Raw genomic sequence first — 18,926 nt, forward strand, 5'->3', positions numbered from 1 at the left:
TATTTATTTTGAATAGCTAACTTTTTTTCCAAGTTCGTATTTTAATCCTTTGGCATCCGTGAGTTCCATCGTCACAGAACCAATTAGAATCTCTACATGGGCACGTACGGGAATCCGATTTCCATCATTCGTTACCCAAAGGTATAATTTACTGTTCTTTTTAAAGATACGTCCCGGTTTTATCTCCGGGCTGAATTTTATGCATTCAACCGTACCTAGACTTGTTTTTATTTTTTCTATGCCTTCATAAGTAATCCCCAATTGCTCAACTTCGTCATTTAGAAAATAGGAAATCTTAAAGGCATCCCCTTTTTTTAGAGTGGATAAATCTAAGTTTCTCGCGAAATAATAAGCGGATAAAAGGTCGAAAGTTTGTAATACAGGTGTTTTGAATGTACCTTTTCTTCCTTTCACCGATCTATTCCTGTGGTCAAATGTAGCATACTCTTTGCGCGTATAGCTGCCTTCCCGGATATCTTCGGTGTATAAGTGCGGAAGATAGGTGTCCCCATCTATATAAGAATCATATTTATTTTTGACAGTATAAAATACAGAGAATGCCCCCGACGTTTCGCCAACCGCATTTAAGTGAAACGCATCATTTGCACTAAATTTTAAGTTAGATTTACTTACAGATAGCACTCCTGTGGCTGCCGACATAAAGCCATATTTAAGTTTATAAGTCAACTTCTCGCCCTCTTTAAATGTGGGTTCTTTTAAGTAAGGTAAAGCAGTTTGTCCCATGCTTACGGAAGCCGTAAATAATATAGACAGAATAAATATATATAGTGTTCTCATGTTTAATAGGACAATCTTACAAGTAAAAAGTTTAACTTTTCCGTTTGAACACCGGAACGGTAGAACACGGTTCCCCATACATGATACTCTTAGCCACTGCACTGAGCTGTTTAGTAAATAGTATAAATGCGCTTTCCGGAATATAAATGTCACCGCAACCTTTTACGACAACTCTTTGATCCTGATATTGGGAATAGTCTATTTTTGCAACTTCTTCCAAGAAAAGTCGTTGTTGGACTTCTTCCAGTGTGCCAAAGTGAACTGATTTTGCATATGGGGCTAATTTGTTCGTTAAAATCATGTACGCCCATGTAGGGACAATAGCATCTGTCGAACAGGTAATAGCCATGTTTTTGTCTTGGTAACTTGACCAATCATGGTCTTTTACAAAATCCCTGAAATCTTTTTCCTTTAGAATGAGGCCGTGAAAAAGATTGTCTTTGATATCGTAAACCGTGATATCCTCTTTTGGAGCATAATTAGCTAAGTCTACTGTAAGCAGACCGCTTTGTGCTACTTTGTTAATTATGTTTTCCTGAATATCCATCTCGCCTAAATATAAAAAAACCGGACAAATTACTGTCCGGCTACAAAAATAAATATAATATCTTAATAGAATCTAATACGATTGTCATCTATGTTTGCATTGTCTTGAAGGGCCTTGAAGATAGAACCCCATGCACGTTGCTGTCTGTTGGACAATAACTGTTTTTGTTGTTCTTTTTTCTCCGTATCCACCATTTCTTTCGGATTTACGAAGCTGTTTACTTGAACGGCATATACCCCTTGAGATCCTTCGATGGTTTTAGATGGTTTATTTGGTTGTAGGCCGAATACCGTACCCACTACCGTATTTTCCAAAGCCACTCCTGGAATTACAGGGTTAGCCAATACGATATTTTCTACGCTAATAGCAGCTTTACCAAGTTTTTGAGCCACTTGATCGATGGATGTAGCACCATTCAGCGCATTGTCCATTTTTTCTTTTAGCATGCGTGCTTTAACGAAGTTTTTAACACCCAATTCAATGTCTGCTTTTATTGCGCTCAATGGTTGAATACCTTTTGCGTTGATATGGTTGACTTTAGCTACGATAAAATGACTGTCTGTTTCAAAAATTTTATCAGAAACTTCACCTGATTTTGCCTCGAATGCCCAACGGATCAACTCTCTAGGAACTTCGGATCCATTTAGCGTATTGTCCATTGCCTGTGTTCTCAATGATTTTTCTACTTTCAACCCTTGTTTCTGAGCAAGTTCATTAAAGTTTTTATTATCCACACCGGTAAAAAACTCATTTGCTTTAGCATATACGATGTCCGTTGTTTCTTTTCCAGCGGTGATCACTTTATCGACAATAGCTGCTTTTACAATTTTCGAGTTACCTACCTGTTTTTCGATCTTGATGATATGAACACCAAATTGAGAATTTACGATAACGACATCACCGGGTTTACCACCAAATGCTGCCTCTTCAAATTGCTGAACCATTTGACCACGCGGGAAAGTACCTAACGAACCTCCATTAATTTTACTTCCTTGATCCTGGCTAAATTCTACAGCTAATGCTGAAAAGCTATCTCCTTTGCTAATTAAGCCTTTAATAGAATCTGCTTTTGCTAATGCTTTATCTACGCCGCCTTCTGCGGTAGGATTTAATAGAATGTGGCTAGCTTGAACTGAATCTGGGCTGAATTTAGCATCAATCACCTTCGCTATTTCGTAAGCACCATTTGATAGGTAAGGTCCAACTGTTGTTCCTGTGTTGACATTAAATAGTACAGAATCTAGCGCAGGGCTTACCTGACCTTTTCTGATATAAGTAGCAGGGTATTTGGTGTCTGAATGCTGTGTAGCAAACAAGGAATCATTAGAGGAAGCCATCAAGTCAGCTTTTAAGCCCTGAATAACTGTTAGTGTAGTTGCTGTATCTTTAGCTGTTGGTCTAGCGTCAAATAATACATATTCTAAAGCACGTGTTTCTTCGGGATTTTTGAATGCATTTTTGTGCTTGTCATAATAAGCTTGGTAATCTGCGTCCGTTAATTTGATATTAGCTTCATTCACGGAAGAATAGTCCAATAACACATATTTGAAATTGGCTAATTTGTTTTTTGCAGTATATTCATCCTGCGCCTCTAAAGCAGTAACATATACAGCATTGCTTAATAAATTAGCATATTTTTCATTCAATCGTTGTGTACGGATATTGTCTAACAACATTTCCCATTGTGCGCTTATTTCCGAATTGCCATTTTTCGCTTCGTTAATTACCTGATTAAGGTAGTTGCGATCGAATTGACCGGTTTGCGGATTCATGAATGTTTGCATGATTTGAGGAGAGGGGTTCGGACCCGTCACTAAATCATTAAATTCTTTTTTACCGATAGTTAATCCTATTTTCTCAATTTCTGAGTTTAACAATTCTTTTGAAATGAATTGATTCCAAGTCTGTTGTACGGCAAAATTTCTGATTTGAGGAGTTTCTGCTCCCCCCATTTGTTGCTGGTACATCGCAGATGTTTGGTCTACCTGTGCGTTAAAAAGTTGGTAATCGATGGATTCCCCATTTACACTCCCTACCTGATTTTGCTTATTCATCCAAAAAGGCATCCCCGATTGGATAATGTCTCCTAATAAAAATGCAACAATTGCTAAACCTATCACGAATATTACTAATCCGGCACGGTTACGCAAATTCCCCATTAATCCCATATCTGTATACTGTATTTAAGTGTTCTTAGTTATTTAATTGACCTAATTTAAAACAAGGCGCAAGATACAACTTTTATGAAAAAAAATGTAATATTTTATAATTCTGTGAAAACAATATTAATTTTCCGGTGTTAATCTCTTTTAATTCCCAAAAGAAGGCAATTGGGACTGGCTAGAGGGGACGAAGTATCCTGTTGGAAATTGCGTTTTTATATCAACTAATTTATCATCGGCTGTAAAGGAGGCTGCTTGATAACTTATCTTGCCATCTTTATCTTCGAATAGAATATTGACATGATTATAATAGATTTTCTTACTCTCATCGTAAAATAATTCCTCCGTTTTGATTTTTGATCCGTCTGCTCGGGTAATAACGACGTTTTTTTTGAACTCTGTAATACTTTCCTTGGCACGCTGAAGCGCATAATCTGAAGTTACTCGTTGGAGCTCTTGTCCGGAGGTCTCATCATAAAAGATAATTTGGACACCTTTTTTGAATTCGTAATTGCCCGTTGTATCGTGATATATGCGCATTTCGGGAGCCGTCAATTGCGCTTTTACCTTTGCCGAATCGCTATATATTATTTTTACATTTTTGGAAATATCGACAGCTTCTTCCTCTTGGATATTAGCGAGGCGATCAATGTCTTTCATGTCATTTTCACAACTACTAAACGATAAGACCCCAATCAATAAGAAAAGTAATAGGGGGTAAAATCGGATATGTTGGCTGAAGATCATCTTAATCTAAATTTCGTCTTATAAACCAAGTATCATTGATTGTAAAGCCTAGATTGATGTTGATATAGCGTTCCCGTACCAAGTTGTTATTCAAGGTGCCTTGCTGTCCAAATTCTGCGGATACGTTGATTCGAGAAAAAGTTCGACCGAAATTCGTTTCCGAAAGCGGTAATCCTAAACCAACTGTTACCGCCATATCTGCGATGTCATTGTTATTTAACCGTATTTGCGTTTGATTGTATCGGAATCCCAAACGGTAATCTACGACATTCCAGTATTTAACAGATGTAGGATCCGGTTTGAATTGCCCGCCTATAGCGACACCGTAATTTTTACCTAATTTAATTTCTCCTTCACGTGTTTGGAAGTCACTCCAATCCGTGTATTTGAAATCGGCGCCTACCATCCAGTTATAGCCTTTTGACAAGGTAAAACCAATGTTATGTTTCAAAGGTAGGTTGATCTTACGATTTACGCCTACTTCAAACAAAGACGTATCCTTTGCAATATTTTGAAAGTCGTCATCTAATGAAGGTTCGATGCGTGTTTCCAAACGTGTAGTTTTACTATTTACCGTGTTATTTAACGAGCCGGAATATCCGACGGTGATGTTCATTTTCTTACCCAATGATTTGAAATATTGAACACCATAATCTATTGTAGCTCCTCTAATTAAGCGTGTTTCTTGTTTCCGGGTATTATAGGCACCTAATGCGTATGGAAATTCTACCTGAGCTATGTCGGAAAGGTTTCCAAATAAGAAACCTATATTCGCTCCGACACTTAATCCTTTAATCGGACTTATACCGTAACCAACAAAAGCTTTATTGACACCACCTTCTCCCGAAATCGATTTTTTGTATGTTAGGGTGTCATAAATCGCAACTTCCGAGGAGTTATAGCCTACATCCGAAAAAGGAATCAACCCAAATGCAATGCCACCCGCTTTGGCTAGTGGAATCCCTATTCCAATGTGGCTAAATGCAAAATCGGCGGTGTTATCTGTTGCCGATCCCTTCCCGAGTTGAGTTATATTACCATATAGTCCCGCTTCTAAGATCGTTCTTGAAAAGGCGGAATAACTCGCTGGATTTGCAATATTGAGGATCGGTAGGCCTGCTTGATAGCGTACACCCGCAGCAATACCAGCCATGGAACGAGTTTGTGGTAATAGATCTTCACGCATTTGCCCCAAACCAAATTGAGAATAAGGAGAATGCGAAGTGGATTTTTGAGCGTAGACTTGTAAACTACACATCGCGAGTCCTATACCAATTATGATTGTGAATGCCTTTTTGGTCGTATCGGCTTTAAATTTTTTATACATATATTTTTAAAATTCCGCTTCAGAATGAGTAACACATTTAGAAAAACTCGTTAGGTCAATCTTTGCTGATTTTTCGCGCTTTTTCGGTACAAAACTATCTATTTTTTGATGAATCCGTTAGTTCATTTTGTTAAAAAAGGTTAAACGACTGTTTTTTAATTAGTTATGCTAGCTGAAAGTACATGATAGTTACTATAATGAGAAGGTATAATGTCTCATACACCCATTTCGTTTTCGCATAGTTAAAATAGTAGGCTAAATAAATAGACAGGGGTGGGGCACATAACAAAAAATGGTTGATTGTAATATGGTCATTTAGATAAAAAGATGCGCCTATTAAGATCAGCATAAAAAATAAAAGCTGAAATGATTTTCGAATATGGACGATACTTTTGAAATATTGATCTTTTAAAATGAATAAGAAAAAAATAAGAGCAATGACGATGGGTATCATGACGAGATAGTCGTAAATATCGACTTGCAACGTCGCTGAAAATTCATTGGTGAAGGGTGAAAAAATAGCTAAAAAATCATCGAATCGATTGATCCAATAATAGATTACTGCCAGTAAAGCATATACAATCGCTAATCCCAATAGCGGTGTAACCCATTCCCGCCAGATAAACGGTCTGAAGACAATCAAACTGATCCACAGTAAAAAAAATAATACGATGAATGGAAAATAGATTAGGCTTCCTATTCCTACAATCATCCCCAAATCAAACATCAATCCTTTTACATCAGCTTGTTTGTAAATGTTAAATAGCTTGGTCAACATCCAGATGGTGATGAAATTACAAATCAGCGTGGGGGATAGCACTAGAAATGGGAGAAACAAGCTGACCAATGTCATATACATCAAGGCCGTTAAAAAATTAGGTTTGCCCAGGAAATTGTAGTGATTAATTAGCTTATTGAGAAAAAAAGCTTGAAGAATTGTCAAAATCAGGGCGATAAATACATTCATGGAGGGAGTTAGATTTCCTCCAATTTGTATGCCTGTCAAATTGTTGATGGCAGGCTCAAATAAAATAGGGGTAAGGTTTTCTGGTAAATGAAGAAAAATACCAAGACATAAAAATGTACCAATAACCGAAACTAAAGCGATGTTGAGGGGCGTGAATTTTCGATGTTGATTTATAATCATAAAATTTACCGGTTGAAAAACCCATGAATCTGTTCGCAATACCTACTTGTGGTTTTCTAATTTCTTGATTTTACGATCGATCGAGAACAGGTATAGAAAAACGCCAATAATTAAGGTAAGCACGACGAGTACAACAACCCATATTTTTCCAGAACTTCTTAGTCCGGTTGCCATTTCTATTTGTTCTATTTGCGATTGAGCAGTTACCAATTCTAACGAACATAGAATGGTTAGAAAAGTTGTTATTAAAGTCTTCATATATATCATCAATCTAATTTATTCCTGTTGTTTTCCACTAATCTTAATCTATAGCGTAGCGTAAATATCCATATTCCGGTGAGGATCCATCCAATCACCGCAATATAAAAAACGGGACGTATATTATTGTCCATATCTATATCACTAAATGTGGAGTTTCCACCACTACCAGGATGTAGAGAGTCTGTCAATTTGGGTAAAATATATATCAATACAATCATGATGGGGAACGCAAATATATTGTAAACGGCAGATATTTTCGCTCTTTTTTGTTCTTCTTCTAAGGCATTACGAAGTACAAGGTAGGCGAGATACATGAGTGTTGCGATTGCCGAACCATTCAGCTGGGGATCATTTGGCCAAGGATCTCCCCAAGTGATATTTGCCCATTGCATCCCTGTCAACAGGCCTAAAAAGCAGAATAATATACCTACGTTTACCGCTTCTACCGCCATGATATCGTGGTTCCTTTCTCCACTATTCAAATATTTTACACTGAATATAACAGAAATTAGGTATAATGTGATCATAGTAAACCACATCGGAACATGAAAATATATGTTGCGGATTGTCTCGTTTAATATAGGTAAAACCGGTACGGGCCCCATAAAGCCGGCAACTACGGAAGAACAGACCATGACCGCACCTAGTACTTTCCACCAACTTTTTCTCATCATTGAATACATGTTTTAATCCCTCCAAAGGTAAGGAAATAACAATAAAGAAATTGTAATTGTAATTACATTAATTGCTAAAAGTACCCCAATCTCTCCATAACTAGTGCTGCGCTCGAGCCCCTGGAGCGCATTTTGGGAAAGTTTGATAAGTACAATTAGAAGAGGGATAATGACCGGGAAAGAAAGAATAGCCATTATTGTGCTATTATTTCCAGTTTTAGAACTGATACCCGACACCATTGTAAAAACGGTAGCGAAACTAACGCTACCTAATAAGATGGCTGTAAAATATAGGAGCGGATCTCCAACAGGATTTTTGAAAATAACAGAATATACCAAATAAGCGATGACTGAGAGAAAGCTCATCAACAAGATATTGTATATTATTTTGGATAAGATAATCGCTTTAGCGCTTGCGATACTATAATAGTAAAGTTGCCTATATTGACTTTCTTGAACGAATGATCGGCTGATCGCATTAATGGATGCGAAGAGTAATATAATCCAAAATAAGGCATTCCAAACTAGCGTATCTACAGATTTGAATGCTTGATAACAGACAAAAACTGTAGATACTATATAGAGTAAGATGCTATTGATGGCATGTTTGGAACGCCATTCCAATAGGACATCTTTGGACATTAAAGTTTTAACTTGCTGAAAAAAACTCATTTCATGCAAACTTAGATAAAATGCTTTGTAATTCGTAATTTACCTTTGCCTGCAATCCATTAGAGTCTTTTTAAATTAAACGGATGCCCTGAATCGGTTAGGCATTGGAAATATCTGACTTTGCTTTGTCTGCAGCATGTTCTGCGTTCTCCGAAAATTTGTCTGCTGCATCCCCCGCTTTAGATGAGTATTTATTTGCCGCATCTGCTGCTTTGCTTGCCCAGTCAGTAGCCTTTTCAGAAGCTTTATCTATTACCTGTTTACCGGCATCCTTAGCGCGAGCCTTAAGATCTTCTAAATCTGATTTTGCTGCCTTAGCAAATTTAGCCGCTTTTTTCGCCTCTTTTTTAGAAACTTCCTTTATTGATCGGGTAAGATCTTTGATGCCTTCATTTGCGCGATCCAATTGCTTTTTGCCTTCTTCGGTACCTAGTAAATAATAAGCCGCTGTACCTACTGCTAATCCTAATAAAGCAAACGCTACTAATCCGTTTCTATTCTTTTCCATGACGTGTGTTTTTTATAATTTCTGTAATCTATTTGTCTTAGGTAAAACAATTGTTAATCCAAAAAGTTTGATCGAAATACAATTAACAAAAATTTAACGCGCTACCTTTTGAGTAGACTGTAAGGTGAATAGATGGTGATACAGACCACTTCCCTTAGAGAGCAGATCGATGTGGTTCCCGGAGTCCGAAATGATCCCATTTTCAACAACTAAAATAGTGTCGGCATTTTTTATAGTAGAAAGTCTGTGCGCAATGACAATGGATGTTCGGTTTTTCATCAATTCCTCTAACGCTTCTTGTACCAGTCTTTCCGATTCCGAATCTAAAGAGGAAGTTGCCTCGTCGAGGATTAAAATAGCCGGATCTTTCAATAGTGCTCTTGCAATAGCAATGCGCTGTCGTTGTCCTCCAGATAATTTTACGCCTCTTTCCCCTACTAATGTGTCATATCCGTCGGGAAACCCCATGATAAAGTCGTGCGCGTTTGCACGTTTGGACGCTTCAATAATACTTTCGGCATCGGCATCTAATCGGCCGTAATTTATATTTTCACGGATAGTTCCTCCAAACAGAAGCACATCTTGGGGCACAATAGCGACTTGATTCCGGATATCGGTTAATGTGAAACTAGAATATATGCTGTCATCATACCTGATCTCGCCTGATTGGGGTTGATAAAATTGCAGTATAAGAGAAGCTATGGTCGATTTGCCAGTTCCACTAGGGCCAACTATAGCTATTTTTTGCCCCGCTTCGGCCGTAAAAGATATATCTTTTAGAATTTGAACATCGTGTCTTGACGGATAAGCAAAGGCAACATGATCAAATGTGAGCTTACCTCGGAGGGGTCTGCTAATTTCTTTATCTTCTTCGGTCACTTTAATATCTTCTGTTTCCTCATTTAATATCTCAATTACACGTTCGCTGGCCCCTAATGCACGTTGGATACTGGCATATAGCTCTGGAAAGCTTCCCATGGAACCCGCGACAAACATCGAATACAGAATATAGGTTGTTAGGTCACCCACAGTAATTTCTCCCGAAGACACCAGTGAAGCACCATACCAAATCACGGCAATGACGGCTCCAAATATGCAAAAAATAATAAAAGACGCAAATATTCCGCGATAAGTAGCACCTTTTACAGCTAAGCTAACAACTGAGTCCAATTTCTTGGAATATCGCTTCGCTTCATAGAACTCGTTCACAAAGGCTTTGACATTGCTAATGCCTAATAGGGTTTCCTGAACAATACTGTTGGAGTCTGCTAGTTGATCCTGAGTTTGTCTTGAAAGACTTCGGATAAATCTTCCAAAAAATATCGCTGTAACCACTAGTATCGGCAATATGCACAGATTCATTAAAGCGAGCTTTGGCGACACAATTACCAGTAATATTACACCTAGGGATAAGCTGATCGCTTGGCGTATCACCTCCGCTACAGTCGTCGTCATCGTGTCTTGTATCTGCGATAAGTCGGACGAGAGTCTGCTATTTAATTCGCCCACTCTTCTATTCGCAAAAAAATCGATGGGTAGCGTGATTAATTTATAATAGGTGTCTCGACGAATGCTAGCCAATGCTTTTTCGGCTACTTCTACAAAAATTCTAATCCTAAAAAAAGACATTAAGGATTGAAAAAACAGAATGCCTAAGGAGAGTGATCCGATGAAAAGAATGCTATTGGGTAGCCACGGATAAGTTTGTTTTCCTTGAGCGGAGTCTATCATGGCGCCCAGTAAGGCGGGAAAGGTAAGCATGGTAAGGCTTGATAAAATCAAAAAAACCATTCCAAATAGAAATTTCGTACGATAAGGTTTGAGGTAAGTAAATATTTGAAATGCTTTCTTTACTAATGCCTTATTTAGCTTGGGTTTCGGTAAATCCTCGGAATGTGAATCCCCACTATTCAATCTCGGTCTGGCCATCTATGCTGTCTTAATATCTATTTCGAGATGCAAAGATAAAGATATAAAGTTTTGTGGTTATCAAACTTTCGTCACTTTTTGGGATTTTAATGCCTTATACTGTCTAAAAATAATAAATCCTAGAGCTGCAATAATGAAGTAGCTGATGTATTGTATATTGTTCCCGCTGTGTCCCTGGTTTTTTAAGTTTTTTATTTCGTCTTTGAATTTATCGTTTTCGTGCTGAAGTTTAGATATTGTCTTCATGTATGCCGTTACCTGTACATCAAATTCTGTCGCTAGCTTTTGAAACTTCTCACGTTCGATATCTTTGAGGTCAAGCAATTTGCGCGTTTCGATGAAAATTTTGTTGTCGTTGATGACAATCGTTTTTAGGATGTCAATAGATTTTTGCATGTCTCCTTTTGTTTTGAAGATTCCAAATACGCCGGTTTTCTGATCTAACGAAATGTTGTATTCCTCAAATTTGCGACTACGCTCGTCTAATAATGTATTCACCCGCTTACGTTGTTGCTCAAATGTGGCAGAATCAACTTGTAAGCTCTGAGAAAATAGTGGGTGACCTAGACATATTAATAAAATAAAGGACAGTGTTTTTTTTATCGGTATAATTTTTCTCATCTATTTGTTATTCTTCTTCTTCATTGCGTTACTTCTTATATCTCTTAGACCCACTCGACTTCAGTTCGTTTAGCTCAGCGTGCCGTTGTGCCGTGTTGAAATTAAATGAATAACTAGCTGTAGCAAAATTGATTTTTATTTCGTTATCTCGCTAATTAACTAATCAAAATTACTGTTTATGAAGCCATTTTTTCAATTTTGTAGATTTTTTGTCTTACTGCCTGTTGTCCTTCTAGTTCATGGATGTGATCAGAAAGAAGTTTTATATGAATATAAAGTTAAAGTGCCTGTGCTCGAGAAAATGGCTTCTATACGGCAGATGGATGTGTCTGTTGTATCACCCAAACCTTTGGCCACATCCGGTAAAATTTACCTTTATAAGGACTATTTATTTATTAACGAACCAAACGAGGGTATTCATATATTGGATAATAAAAACCCCTCAAATCCAATTTCGATGTCGTTTCTTGAAATTCCAGGTAATGTGGATCTAGCCGTCAACAGTGGAATTTTATATGCAGATAGTTATGTTGATTTATTGACTTTTGACTTGAATAATCCTACGCAACCAAATTTATTAGAACGTTTGGAAGATGTGTTCGAATCTCAATATGTATACCAGTATCTTTCCGGGGGAAATGAGAAGATGGTCGTTGTTGATTATAAAGACACGGTCATCAATAGTACAAGTTCGAATGTGTATTTCCCCTTTTCCACTTCTGATAAGATATATTACTCAAATGTCAGTGAATCCATCGGTAATCAAAATTATGGTGTAGGGGGATCGATGGCCAGATTTACATTAGCAAATGAGCACCTTTATACCGTAAATAACACCTCACTCCATTTGTTTGATGTTGGTAATCCCCGTAAACCCATTTTTGTTAAAGATATTCCATTGGGATGGGGGATAGAGACGATATTCCCTTATAAAGACAATCTTTTTATTGGGTCTACCACGGGAATGCATATCTATAATATTTCGCAGCCGGGCGAGCCTAGTAGATTGTCCGTTTACACCCATTTCACCGCATGTGATCCAGTAGTCGTAAACGATGACTACGCATTTGTTACTTTACGAAGTGGAAATATATGTGGCCTGACAAATGATGTCTTAGAAGTTATCGATATTAAGGATCTGACTGAACCGAAATTGCTGAAAACCTTTACCATGCAAAATCCGCATGGTTTGGGATTGTCTGGAGATGTGCTATATATCTGCGAAGGTGATTATGGATTCAAAAGTTTTAATGTTTCTGATATTTCTACCATTGATAAAAATTTATTGGAACATTTAAAGGACATGAAAAGTACGGATGTGATTCCCGGGCCTAAATCATTGATCGTTGTCGGTAAAGATGGTGTGTGTCAATATGATTATAGCAATAAAGGGAAAATCAGCCTTTTAAGTTGTATCTCAAAAGCGGTCATGTGATGCGGTATAGCCTGATGAAGTTTTTCTTGTTATGTTGCGGTCTTATTTTTTCTGGTTTTTCTTACGGTCAACGTTCATCTTACACTAGCCAGTATCAAGTAGGTATATTGTCTTATGGGCCTTTTTTTAAGGATGCAGGATTCACCCTGGAGTCTTTTCATGGTGTAGAATTCAACAACCGATTTGCGCTGGGATCCACCTTAGGTTTGGATAGTTATCGGATCGAAGGGGACGAGCGATATTGGATTTTGCCGATATCAGCGAGGTTGGTTACAGATGCATCGTTAAATCCGAAGACAAGACTATATCTAGGTGTTGACGGAGGGTATGGTTTTGCTGGTTTGAACAAAGAAAAGGTTGAAAATCAAAGGAAGGTGTCTTATGAAGGGGGCTTTATGCTTCAGCCCTTTGCAGGATTGAAATTTAAGGCGAATAAAAAGCATTTTTGGTCGGTTTCTTTAGGATATAAAAGGCAGCATTTCACGGTAACGGAAGAGATGCGATGGCCAGGAGGTATAGGTAACGATGAATATGGAAGTAAGTATACCACTGCTTATACCTTGCAAAGGCTTGTTGTTAAGGCAGGCTGGGGATTTTGAGGGTTAATTGTCTAAAAATTTAACCATAATGGTTTCGTCTTGGTGTAGCCCCAGTAGATTACTCGCATGACCTTTATTAATTGCGATCTCTAAATAGTTGCTGATACCGAAGAGACAAAGTTTTTCGCCTTCAGAGACTTCATTGTAATGCCAGCTCATTTTTTCAATCGTCTCATTGCGTTTAAAAAATAAAGTGAAATTACGCCCTTTTTGAACTTGATTGAATAGGTCTTTGCTGATATTGCTTATTACATTTCCAAAAGAATCAATATAAGACACGTGTCCTTTGATGATATTGTTGTTTTCAATAATCGGAAGGAGCGGTTTCTTTTTTAGCGGTTCATCGATTTTTGATCCTAATTCGTTGATGTCTCCTCCATTAGCGATATGGCAGGCGGCCTTTGCCAAAATGTCCGCCAGTGGAAAATGGAGGAATCGAAGATCCTGCATCACTTCGATTTCAACCAGCTCTTCTGCTTTGTCGTCACCTAATATAATGCTAAATATCCCATTGTCTGCTCCTACAAAATAATGTCCATTGTGTTTCATGGCAACATAACTTCCTCCCTCTTGAAAAACGGTGTCTATTCCGATTAAGTGAACCGTATTTTTAGGGAAGTAATGGTAGGCATTTTGTAAGATAAATGCCGCATTTTGAATATTGAAGGAAGGGATCTCATGGCTGATATCGAACAAACGGACGTCAGGCAGCAAGGATATAATGCTGCCTTTGAGCGCGGCTTGATAAAAGTCGCGATACCCCAAATCTGTCGTTAATGTTATTACTCCCATACTAATAGCACGTTATCTTTTAAAACGTGATCAAAATAGCTTTATGAATTCTTTACCGAGCTACAAAAGTAGCAAAACTGCTCATCTTGCAGCTAGAAGCGCTCAAATTAATTAATATTTTTTACAATTCTTAATTGGCCAATTTAAGTTTGTAAATTTGAGTGTTTTAATATAAGATATTGACAAAAACTCATTCGGAAATCGAAAATCTTATCTATATTTATCCACAAGGTATCACAAGTTAAATTAAAATAATTTGAGCGAATTAATCATCAATCTAGATAGTGTAAATCTAGTTTCCTTATGGGGTGCACAAAATGAAAACTTTGAGTTTATAAAAAATGCATTTCCAAAGTTGCGTTTGGTGGCAAGAGGGGATGAATTGAAAGTGTTAGGGGAAGTGGTCGAACAGAAGATTTTTGAAGAATCTTTTAACCGGATATTGGATCACGCTACGAAATTTAATTCTTTATCGGGACAAGATTTGGAGGAATTGCTGCATGCAAGAGTTGTTGCTTCGCCATCCCTTAAGAAAGATAAGCCGGAAGAAGGGGCTGTCGCCTTCAGAGGGGAACCTATCGTGTATGGGCCTAATGGTTTGATTGTCAGAGCCCGGACAGCTAATCAACGTAAGATGGTAGAGAGTATTAATAAAAACGATATTCTTTTTGCTATAGGTCCGGCAGGTACAGGAAAGACGTATACCGCAGTCGCTTTAGCCGTACGAGCTTTACGTAATAAGGAAATAAAGCGTATTATTCTGACACGTCCGGCAGTAGAAGCTGGAGAGAATCTAGGCTTTTTGCCCGGAGACCTGAAAGAAAAAGTGGATCCTTATTTACGTCCATTATACGATGCGTTGGATGATATGATACCCGTGGAAAAGTTGAAAGGCTATTTAGAAAATAGAACAATTGAGGTGGCACCTCTCGCATTTATGCGCGGCAGGACATTGGACAACTGTTTTGTGATCCTGGATGAGGCACAAAATGCGACAGATATGCAGCTCAAAATGTTTTTGACACGTATGGGACCTACCGCTAAGTTTATCGTGACGGGCGATCTGACGCAAATAGATTTGCCGAAAAAAACACAGTCCGGATTGGCCACTGCGGTAAAGATACTGGAAAATGTAGAAGGTATAGACGTTATACATCTTACCGGTTCAGACGTAGTTCGTCATAAATTAGTGAGGAGGATTTTAGAAGCTTACGGCGATTTAAATAATTAAGAATAAAAAGGGGTACGTTGCGTACCAATGATATATGAATGCGATAAAAGAAACAAATTTTAATTTTGATAAGCAGACTGCTTTTTATAGAGGTAAGGTTAGAGACGTATATACGATCGATAATCAATATTTAGTGATGGTTGCGTCAGACCGTATTTCGGCTTTTGATGTTGTATTACCTCGTCCTATACCTTATAAAGGTCAAGTGCTAAATCAGGTTGCAGCAAAATTTTTGAAAGCGACAGCTGATATCTTGCCCAACTGGGTCGTATCGGTGCCCGATCCAAGTGTCACCATTGGTCGGATGTGTGAGCCTTTTAAAGTTGAAATGGTTATTCGTGGATACTTAGCCGGACATGCTTGGCGTACCTATGCTGCTGGCGGACGTGAATTGTGTGGTGAGGTGTTGGCTGAGGGTTTGAAAGAAAACGACAAACTTCCTGAACCCATCATTACCCCCACTACCAAAGCGGCAGTAGGTCACGATGAAGATATTTCCAAAGTGGATATCTTAGCTAAAGGAATAGTTAGTGAAGAAGATTATGCGCAATTGGAAAAATATACCAAGGCACTTTTTCAACGCGGAACGGAGATCGCGAAGGAACGAGGATTAATCTTGGTTGACACGAAATATGAGTTTGGTAAAAAAGATGGTAAAATCTATTTGATAGATGAGATTCATACACCCGATTCCTCTCGCTATTTTTATGCTGAAGGATATGAGGCGCGTCAAGCTACGGGAGAACCCCAGAAACAACTTTCGAAGGAGTTTGTTCGTCAGTGGTTGATTGAAAATGGCTTCCAAGGTAAAGACGGGCAACAAGTTCCTGAAATGACGGATGAAATCATACAGTCCATTTCCGAACGCTATATTGAATTGTATGAACATATTACGGGTGAAAAATTTGTTTACCCAGAGGCGGGAGAGATTCTGACTCGAGTTGAAAATAATGTGAACCAGGCATTAGCAATACGTTGAAAATTGGCAGAATGGCGGTAAGTTTGTATGCGGCTGTTAAATATCAAACCGCGCAGCGCTCATGAACACCATTGAAAATTTATATTAGTATAGTAATAAGATAAATATGAAATATACGATAGATAAGCACGAAAGATATGTAGTAATTGAACCCTTAACTAAGCAATTAAACGGTGAGGTCGCTGCATTTTTAAAAGGCGAGTTCATGTTACGCAATACCAGTGGTCAACGTAATATTGTTTTGGATCTGTCGCATGTGGAAGAGTCGGATGAGGAAGGAATCCGTATGGGATTGCTTGCTCAGCGTCTATGTAATGCTGTAGGGGGCGTATTTATCCTTACGGGTGTATGTTCGCAGATCGAAGATCTTTTAAGAATGGCCGGATTGGAAAGAAACTTTACTATTGTAAAATCTATTAGTAAAGCGGAAGATTTGATCTTTGGGAATGAAATACAACGCGAGCTAAGGGGAGAATAATGAGATTTGAAGTGTTGATTTTGGGAAATAGTTCGGCTACACCGATGTACGAACGGCATCCCTCATCTCAAGTTTTGAATTTCAATGAACAATTGTTTTTAATCGATTGTGGCGAGGGTACGCAGATGCAACTCTTCCGTTACGGAATAAAGAGCAATAAGATATCTCATATTTTTATTAGCCATTTGCATGGAGACCATTATTTGGGGTTGGTAGGGCTATTATCTTCCATGAACTTAAGTGGAAGAAAGAGTGAATTGCATTTGTATGCACCCGCAGCGCTCAAGGAGATTCTAGATATACAGTTTAAGTATTCGGATACCATATTGCGTTATGATCTTATTTTTCATCCCACCAATTCGGAGAAACCCGAAATTATTTTACAAACCAAAATGTTGACGGTTACCTCTTTTTCGTTGAGACATCGCGTACCAACTACAGGCTTTCGCTTTGATGAAGGAAAGCGATCGGCTTCCTTAATCCGCGAAAAAATAGAAAAGTTAAATGTACCTACGGTCTTTCTCTCTCAATTAAAAAGAGGAGTAGATTGTATAGGCACAGATGGTACACGATATAGCGCTTCTGAATTGACATTGCCCGCGCCTCGATCTAGAAGTTATGCCTACTGTTCGGACACACGTGCCTTTGCCAGCTATATTTCCGCTATCCAACATGTGGATTTGCTTTATCACGAAACCACCTTCCTGCACGAAATGGTAGATCGGGCTGAAGAAACGTTTCATAGTACAGCCCTAGAAGCTGCTGAGGTAGCTTTGCAAGTTGGAGCAGGCAAATTGTTGATGGGTCACTATTCGGCCAGATACCGCGATTTAACCCCATTATTAACCGAAGCAAAGTCAAAATTTTCGAATACACATCTTTCTGAAGAAGGTAAGTGGTATTTAGTTTAGTGATTTTGTAGATTTTTCCCCATATTTACACCTCGAAAAATAGTAGACAATGAATATGTCTTTCAACTTAAACACGTTATTAAGGGACAATATAAAAAATTTGGTTCCCTATTCATCAGCGCGCGATGAATTTAAAGGCGAAGCATCCGTGTTATTGGATGCGAATGAAAATGCTTTTGGTTCTCCGTTGGCACAGCATTACAACCGCTATCCAGATCCTTTACAGCATCAGGTGAAACATAAATTGTCCACCATAAAAGGTGTTCCTGTTGAAAATATATTTTTAGGCAACGGTAGCGACGAAGCTATTGATATTTTGTATCGTGCGTTTTGTCGTCCACAAGTGGACAATGTTATTCTTGTGCCACCTACCTACGGCATGTATGAGGTGTCTGCTAATATAAATGATGTACCTGTCCGTAAAGTAAACCTGACTGCAGATTACGAATTGGATATGGAAAATATTGCTGAGGCCATCGATATCAATACAAAAATGATCTTTATCTGTTCGCCGAATAATCCTACCGGAAATAGCATCAATAGAAAAGATATAGAAACTATTCTTACCTATTTCCCTGGTATCGTAGTTATCGATGAAGCGTATATCAATTATTCGAGACACAAATCATTTACGCAAGAATTGGCGGAATATCCGAACTTAGTAATCCTTCAAACACTTTCAAAAGCTTGGGGATTGGCGGCTTTACGCTTGGGTATGGCATTCGCGAGCAAAGAAATAATTGATATATTCAATAAAATAAAACCTCCTTATAATATTAATCAAGCTACACAAGAATTGGTTTTGGAAGCGTTGAACGGAGTAGATATTGTGAACGAATGGATTAAAGAGGCTGTGGCAGAGCGGGATAAGTTAGCGTCACATTTGGAAAAATTTGAACAGGTGTATCATATTACTCCTTCGGATGCTAATTTTATATTGGTTAAATTACAAGAACCTAGAGCTTTATACACGTATTTAGTAAGCAAAGGTATTATCGTTCGTGACCGATCCAAAGTCGAGCTTTGTGAAGGATGTCTTCGTATTACGGTAGGAACACCTGAAGAAAACAAGAATTTAATAGCTGCGTTACAGCAATTTTATAACTAA

Annotated in this window: 20 protein-coding genes; 7 read left to right on the forward strand and 13 right to left on the reverse strand. The window is 38.1% G+C overall.

All coding sequences use genetic code 11. The annotated features are described in order from the left end of the window. Nucleotides 1-3: 3 nt before the first annotated feature. From FAZ15_RS11365 to FAZ15_RS11420, 12 genes are all read right to left on the reverse strand, one after another. On the reverse strand, nucleotides 4-798 hold the full coding sequence (locus FAZ15_RS11365) for a DUF3108 domain-containing protein (protein ID WP_136901435.1): 795 nt from the start codon (nucleotides 796-798) through the stop codon (nucleotides 4-6). Between the two features lie 31 nt (nucleotides 799-829). Further along, nucleotides 830-1,345, reverse strand: coding sequence for a DUF2480 family protein (locus tag FAZ15_RS11370; RefSeq protein ID WP_136901436.1), 516 nt, complete (start codon nucleotides 1,343-1,345; stop codon nucleotides 830-832). A gap of 62 nt (nucleotides 1,346-1,407) precedes the next feature. Beyond that, on the reverse strand, nucleotides 1,408-3,504 hold the full coding sequence (locus FAZ15_RS11375) for a peptidylprolyl isomerase (protein ID WP_238387226.1): 2,097 nt from the start codon (nucleotides 3,502-3,504) through the stop codon (nucleotides 1,408-1,410). 150 nt (nucleotides 3,505-3,654) lie between these two features. After that, a complete protein-coding gene (lptC, locus tag FAZ15_RS11380; RefSeq protein ID WP_136901438.1) occupies nucleotides 3,655-4,254 on the reverse strand; it encodes an LPS export ABC transporter periplasmic protein LptC in 600 nt (199 codons plus the stop codon). A gap of 1 nt (nucleotide 4,255) precedes the next feature. Then, complete coding sequence (locus FAZ15_RS11385; protein ID WP_136901439.1) at nucleotides 4,256-5,581, reverse strand: hypothetical protein; 1,326 nt, start codon at nucleotides 5,579-5,581, stop codon at nucleotides 4,256-4,258. Between the two features lie 163 nt (nucleotides 5,582-5,744). After that, nucleotides 5,745-6,728: a DUF6427 family protein gene (locus tag FAZ15_RS11390; protein ID WP_136901440.1), complete on the reverse strand. Its 984-nt coding sequence runs from the start codon at nucleotides 6,726-6,728 to the stop codon at nucleotides 5,745-5,747. A gap of 42 nt (nucleotides 6,729-6,770) precedes the next feature. Beyond that, nucleotides 6,771-6,986: a CcmD family protein gene (locus FAZ15_RS11395; protein WP_136901441.1), complete on the reverse strand. Its 216-nt coding sequence runs from the start codon at nucleotides 6,984-6,986 to the stop codon at nucleotides 6,771-6,773. Between the two features lie 8 nt (nucleotides 6,987-6,994). Further along, nucleotides 6,995-7,660 carry a cytochrome c biogenesis protein gene (gene ccsA, locus FAZ15_RS11400; RefSeq protein WP_136901661.1) on the reverse strand — a complete coding sequence of 222 codons (666 nt, stop codon included), beginning with the start codon at nucleotides 7,658-7,660 and terminating at the stop codon, nucleotides 6,995-6,997. Nucleotides 7,661-7,675: 15 nt separating this feature from the next. Beyond that, on the reverse strand, nucleotides 7,676-8,335 hold the full coding sequence (locus tag FAZ15_RS11405) for a heme exporter protein CcmB (protein WP_136901442.1): 660 nt from the start codon (nucleotides 8,333-8,335) through the stop codon (nucleotides 7,676-7,678). Between the two features lie 97 nt (nucleotides 8,336-8,432). Then, on the reverse strand, nucleotides 8,433-8,843 hold the full coding sequence (locus FAZ15_RS11410) for a YtxH domain-containing protein (protein ID WP_202912377.1): 411 nt from the start codon (nucleotides 8,841-8,843) through the stop codon (nucleotides 8,433-8,435). Nucleotides 8,844-8,936: 93 nt separating this feature from the next. Then, entirely contained in the window at nucleotides 8,937-10,772 is a 1,836-nt protein-coding gene (locus FAZ15_RS11415; protein ID WP_136901443.1) for an ABC transporter ATP-binding protein, read from the reverse strand. A gap of 60 nt (nucleotides 10,773-10,832) precedes the next feature. Then, on the reverse strand, nucleotides 10,833-11,393 hold the full coding sequence (locus FAZ15_RS11420; RefSeq protein ID WP_136901444.1) for a hypothetical protein: 561 nt from the start codon (nucleotides 11,391-11,393) through the stop codon (nucleotides 10,833-10,835). A 178-nt stretch (nucleotides 11,394-11,571) separates the two neighbouring features. Between FAZ15_RS11420 and FAZ15_RS11425 the strand changes: the two genes are divergently transcribed. Further along, nucleotides 11,572-12,828, forward strand: a complete 1,257-nt coding sequence (locus tag FAZ15_RS11425; RefSeq protein WP_136901445.1) for an LVIVD repeat-containing protein — start codon at nucleotides 11,572-11,574, stop codon at nucleotides 12,826-12,828. After that, entirely contained in the window at nucleotides 12,828-13,427 is a 600-nt protein-coding gene (locus FAZ15_RS11430) for a hypothetical protein (protein WP_136901446.1), read from the forward strand. The genes FAZ15_RS11425 and FAZ15_RS11430 overlap by 1 nt, the downstream gene beginning before the upstream one ends. A 3-nt stretch (nucleotides 13,428-13,430) precedes the next feature. Here the strand turns inward: FAZ15_RS11430 and FAZ15_RS11435 are convergent, their stop codons facing one another. Continuing rightward, complete coding sequence (locus FAZ15_RS11435) at nucleotides 13,431-14,219, reverse strand: SAM hydrolase/SAM-dependent halogenase family protein (RefSeq protein WP_136901447.1); 789 nt, start codon at nucleotides 14,217-14,219, stop codon at nucleotides 13,431-13,433. Nucleotides 14,220-14,475: 256 nt separating this feature from the next. Here FAZ15_RS11435 and FAZ15_RS11440 point away from each other — a divergent pair, with 256 nt between their 5' ends. The 5 genes from FAZ15_RS11440 (at nucleotide 14,476) to hisC (ending at nucleotide 18,926) form a co-directional block, all read left to right on the forward strand. Then, complete coding sequence (locus FAZ15_RS11440) at nucleotides 14,476-15,450, forward strand: PhoH family protein (protein WP_136901448.1); 975 nt, start codon at nucleotides 14,476-14,478, stop codon at nucleotides 15,448-15,450. Nucleotides 15,451-15,484: 34 nt separating this feature from the next. After that, the gene (locus FAZ15_RS11445) at nucleotides 15,485-16,429 is read left to right on the forward strand and encodes a phosphoribosylaminoimidazolesuccinocarboxamide synthase (protein WP_136901449.1); all 945 of its coding nucleotides are present in this window, start codon (nucleotides 15,485-15,487) and stop codon (nucleotides 16,427-16,429) included. 106 nt (nucleotides 16,430-16,535) lie between these two features. Then, nucleotides 16,536-16,907, forward strand: a complete 372-nt coding sequence (locus FAZ15_RS11450) for an STAS domain-containing protein (RefSeq protein ID WP_136901450.1) — start codon at nucleotides 16,536-16,538, stop codon at nucleotides 16,905-16,907. After that, entirely contained in the window at nucleotides 16,907-17,818 is a 912-nt protein-coding gene (locus FAZ15_RS11455) for a ribonuclease Z (RefSeq protein WP_136901451.1), read from the forward strand. The genes FAZ15_RS11450 and FAZ15_RS11455 overlap by 1 nt, the downstream gene beginning before the upstream one ends. A gap of 49 nt (nucleotides 17,819-17,867) precedes the next feature. Then, nucleotides 17,868-18,926, forward strand: a complete 1,059-nt coding sequence (hisC, locus tag FAZ15_RS11460) for a histidinol-phosphate transaminase (protein ID WP_136901452.1) — start codon at nucleotides 17,868-17,870, stop codon at nucleotides 18,924-18,926.

The sequence above is a fragment of the Sphingobacterium olei genome (assembly GCF_005048855.1).
Classification (GTDB): domain Bacteria; phylum Bacteroidota; class Bacteroidia; order Sphingobacteriales; family Sphingobacteriaceae; genus Sphingobacterium; species Sphingobacterium olei.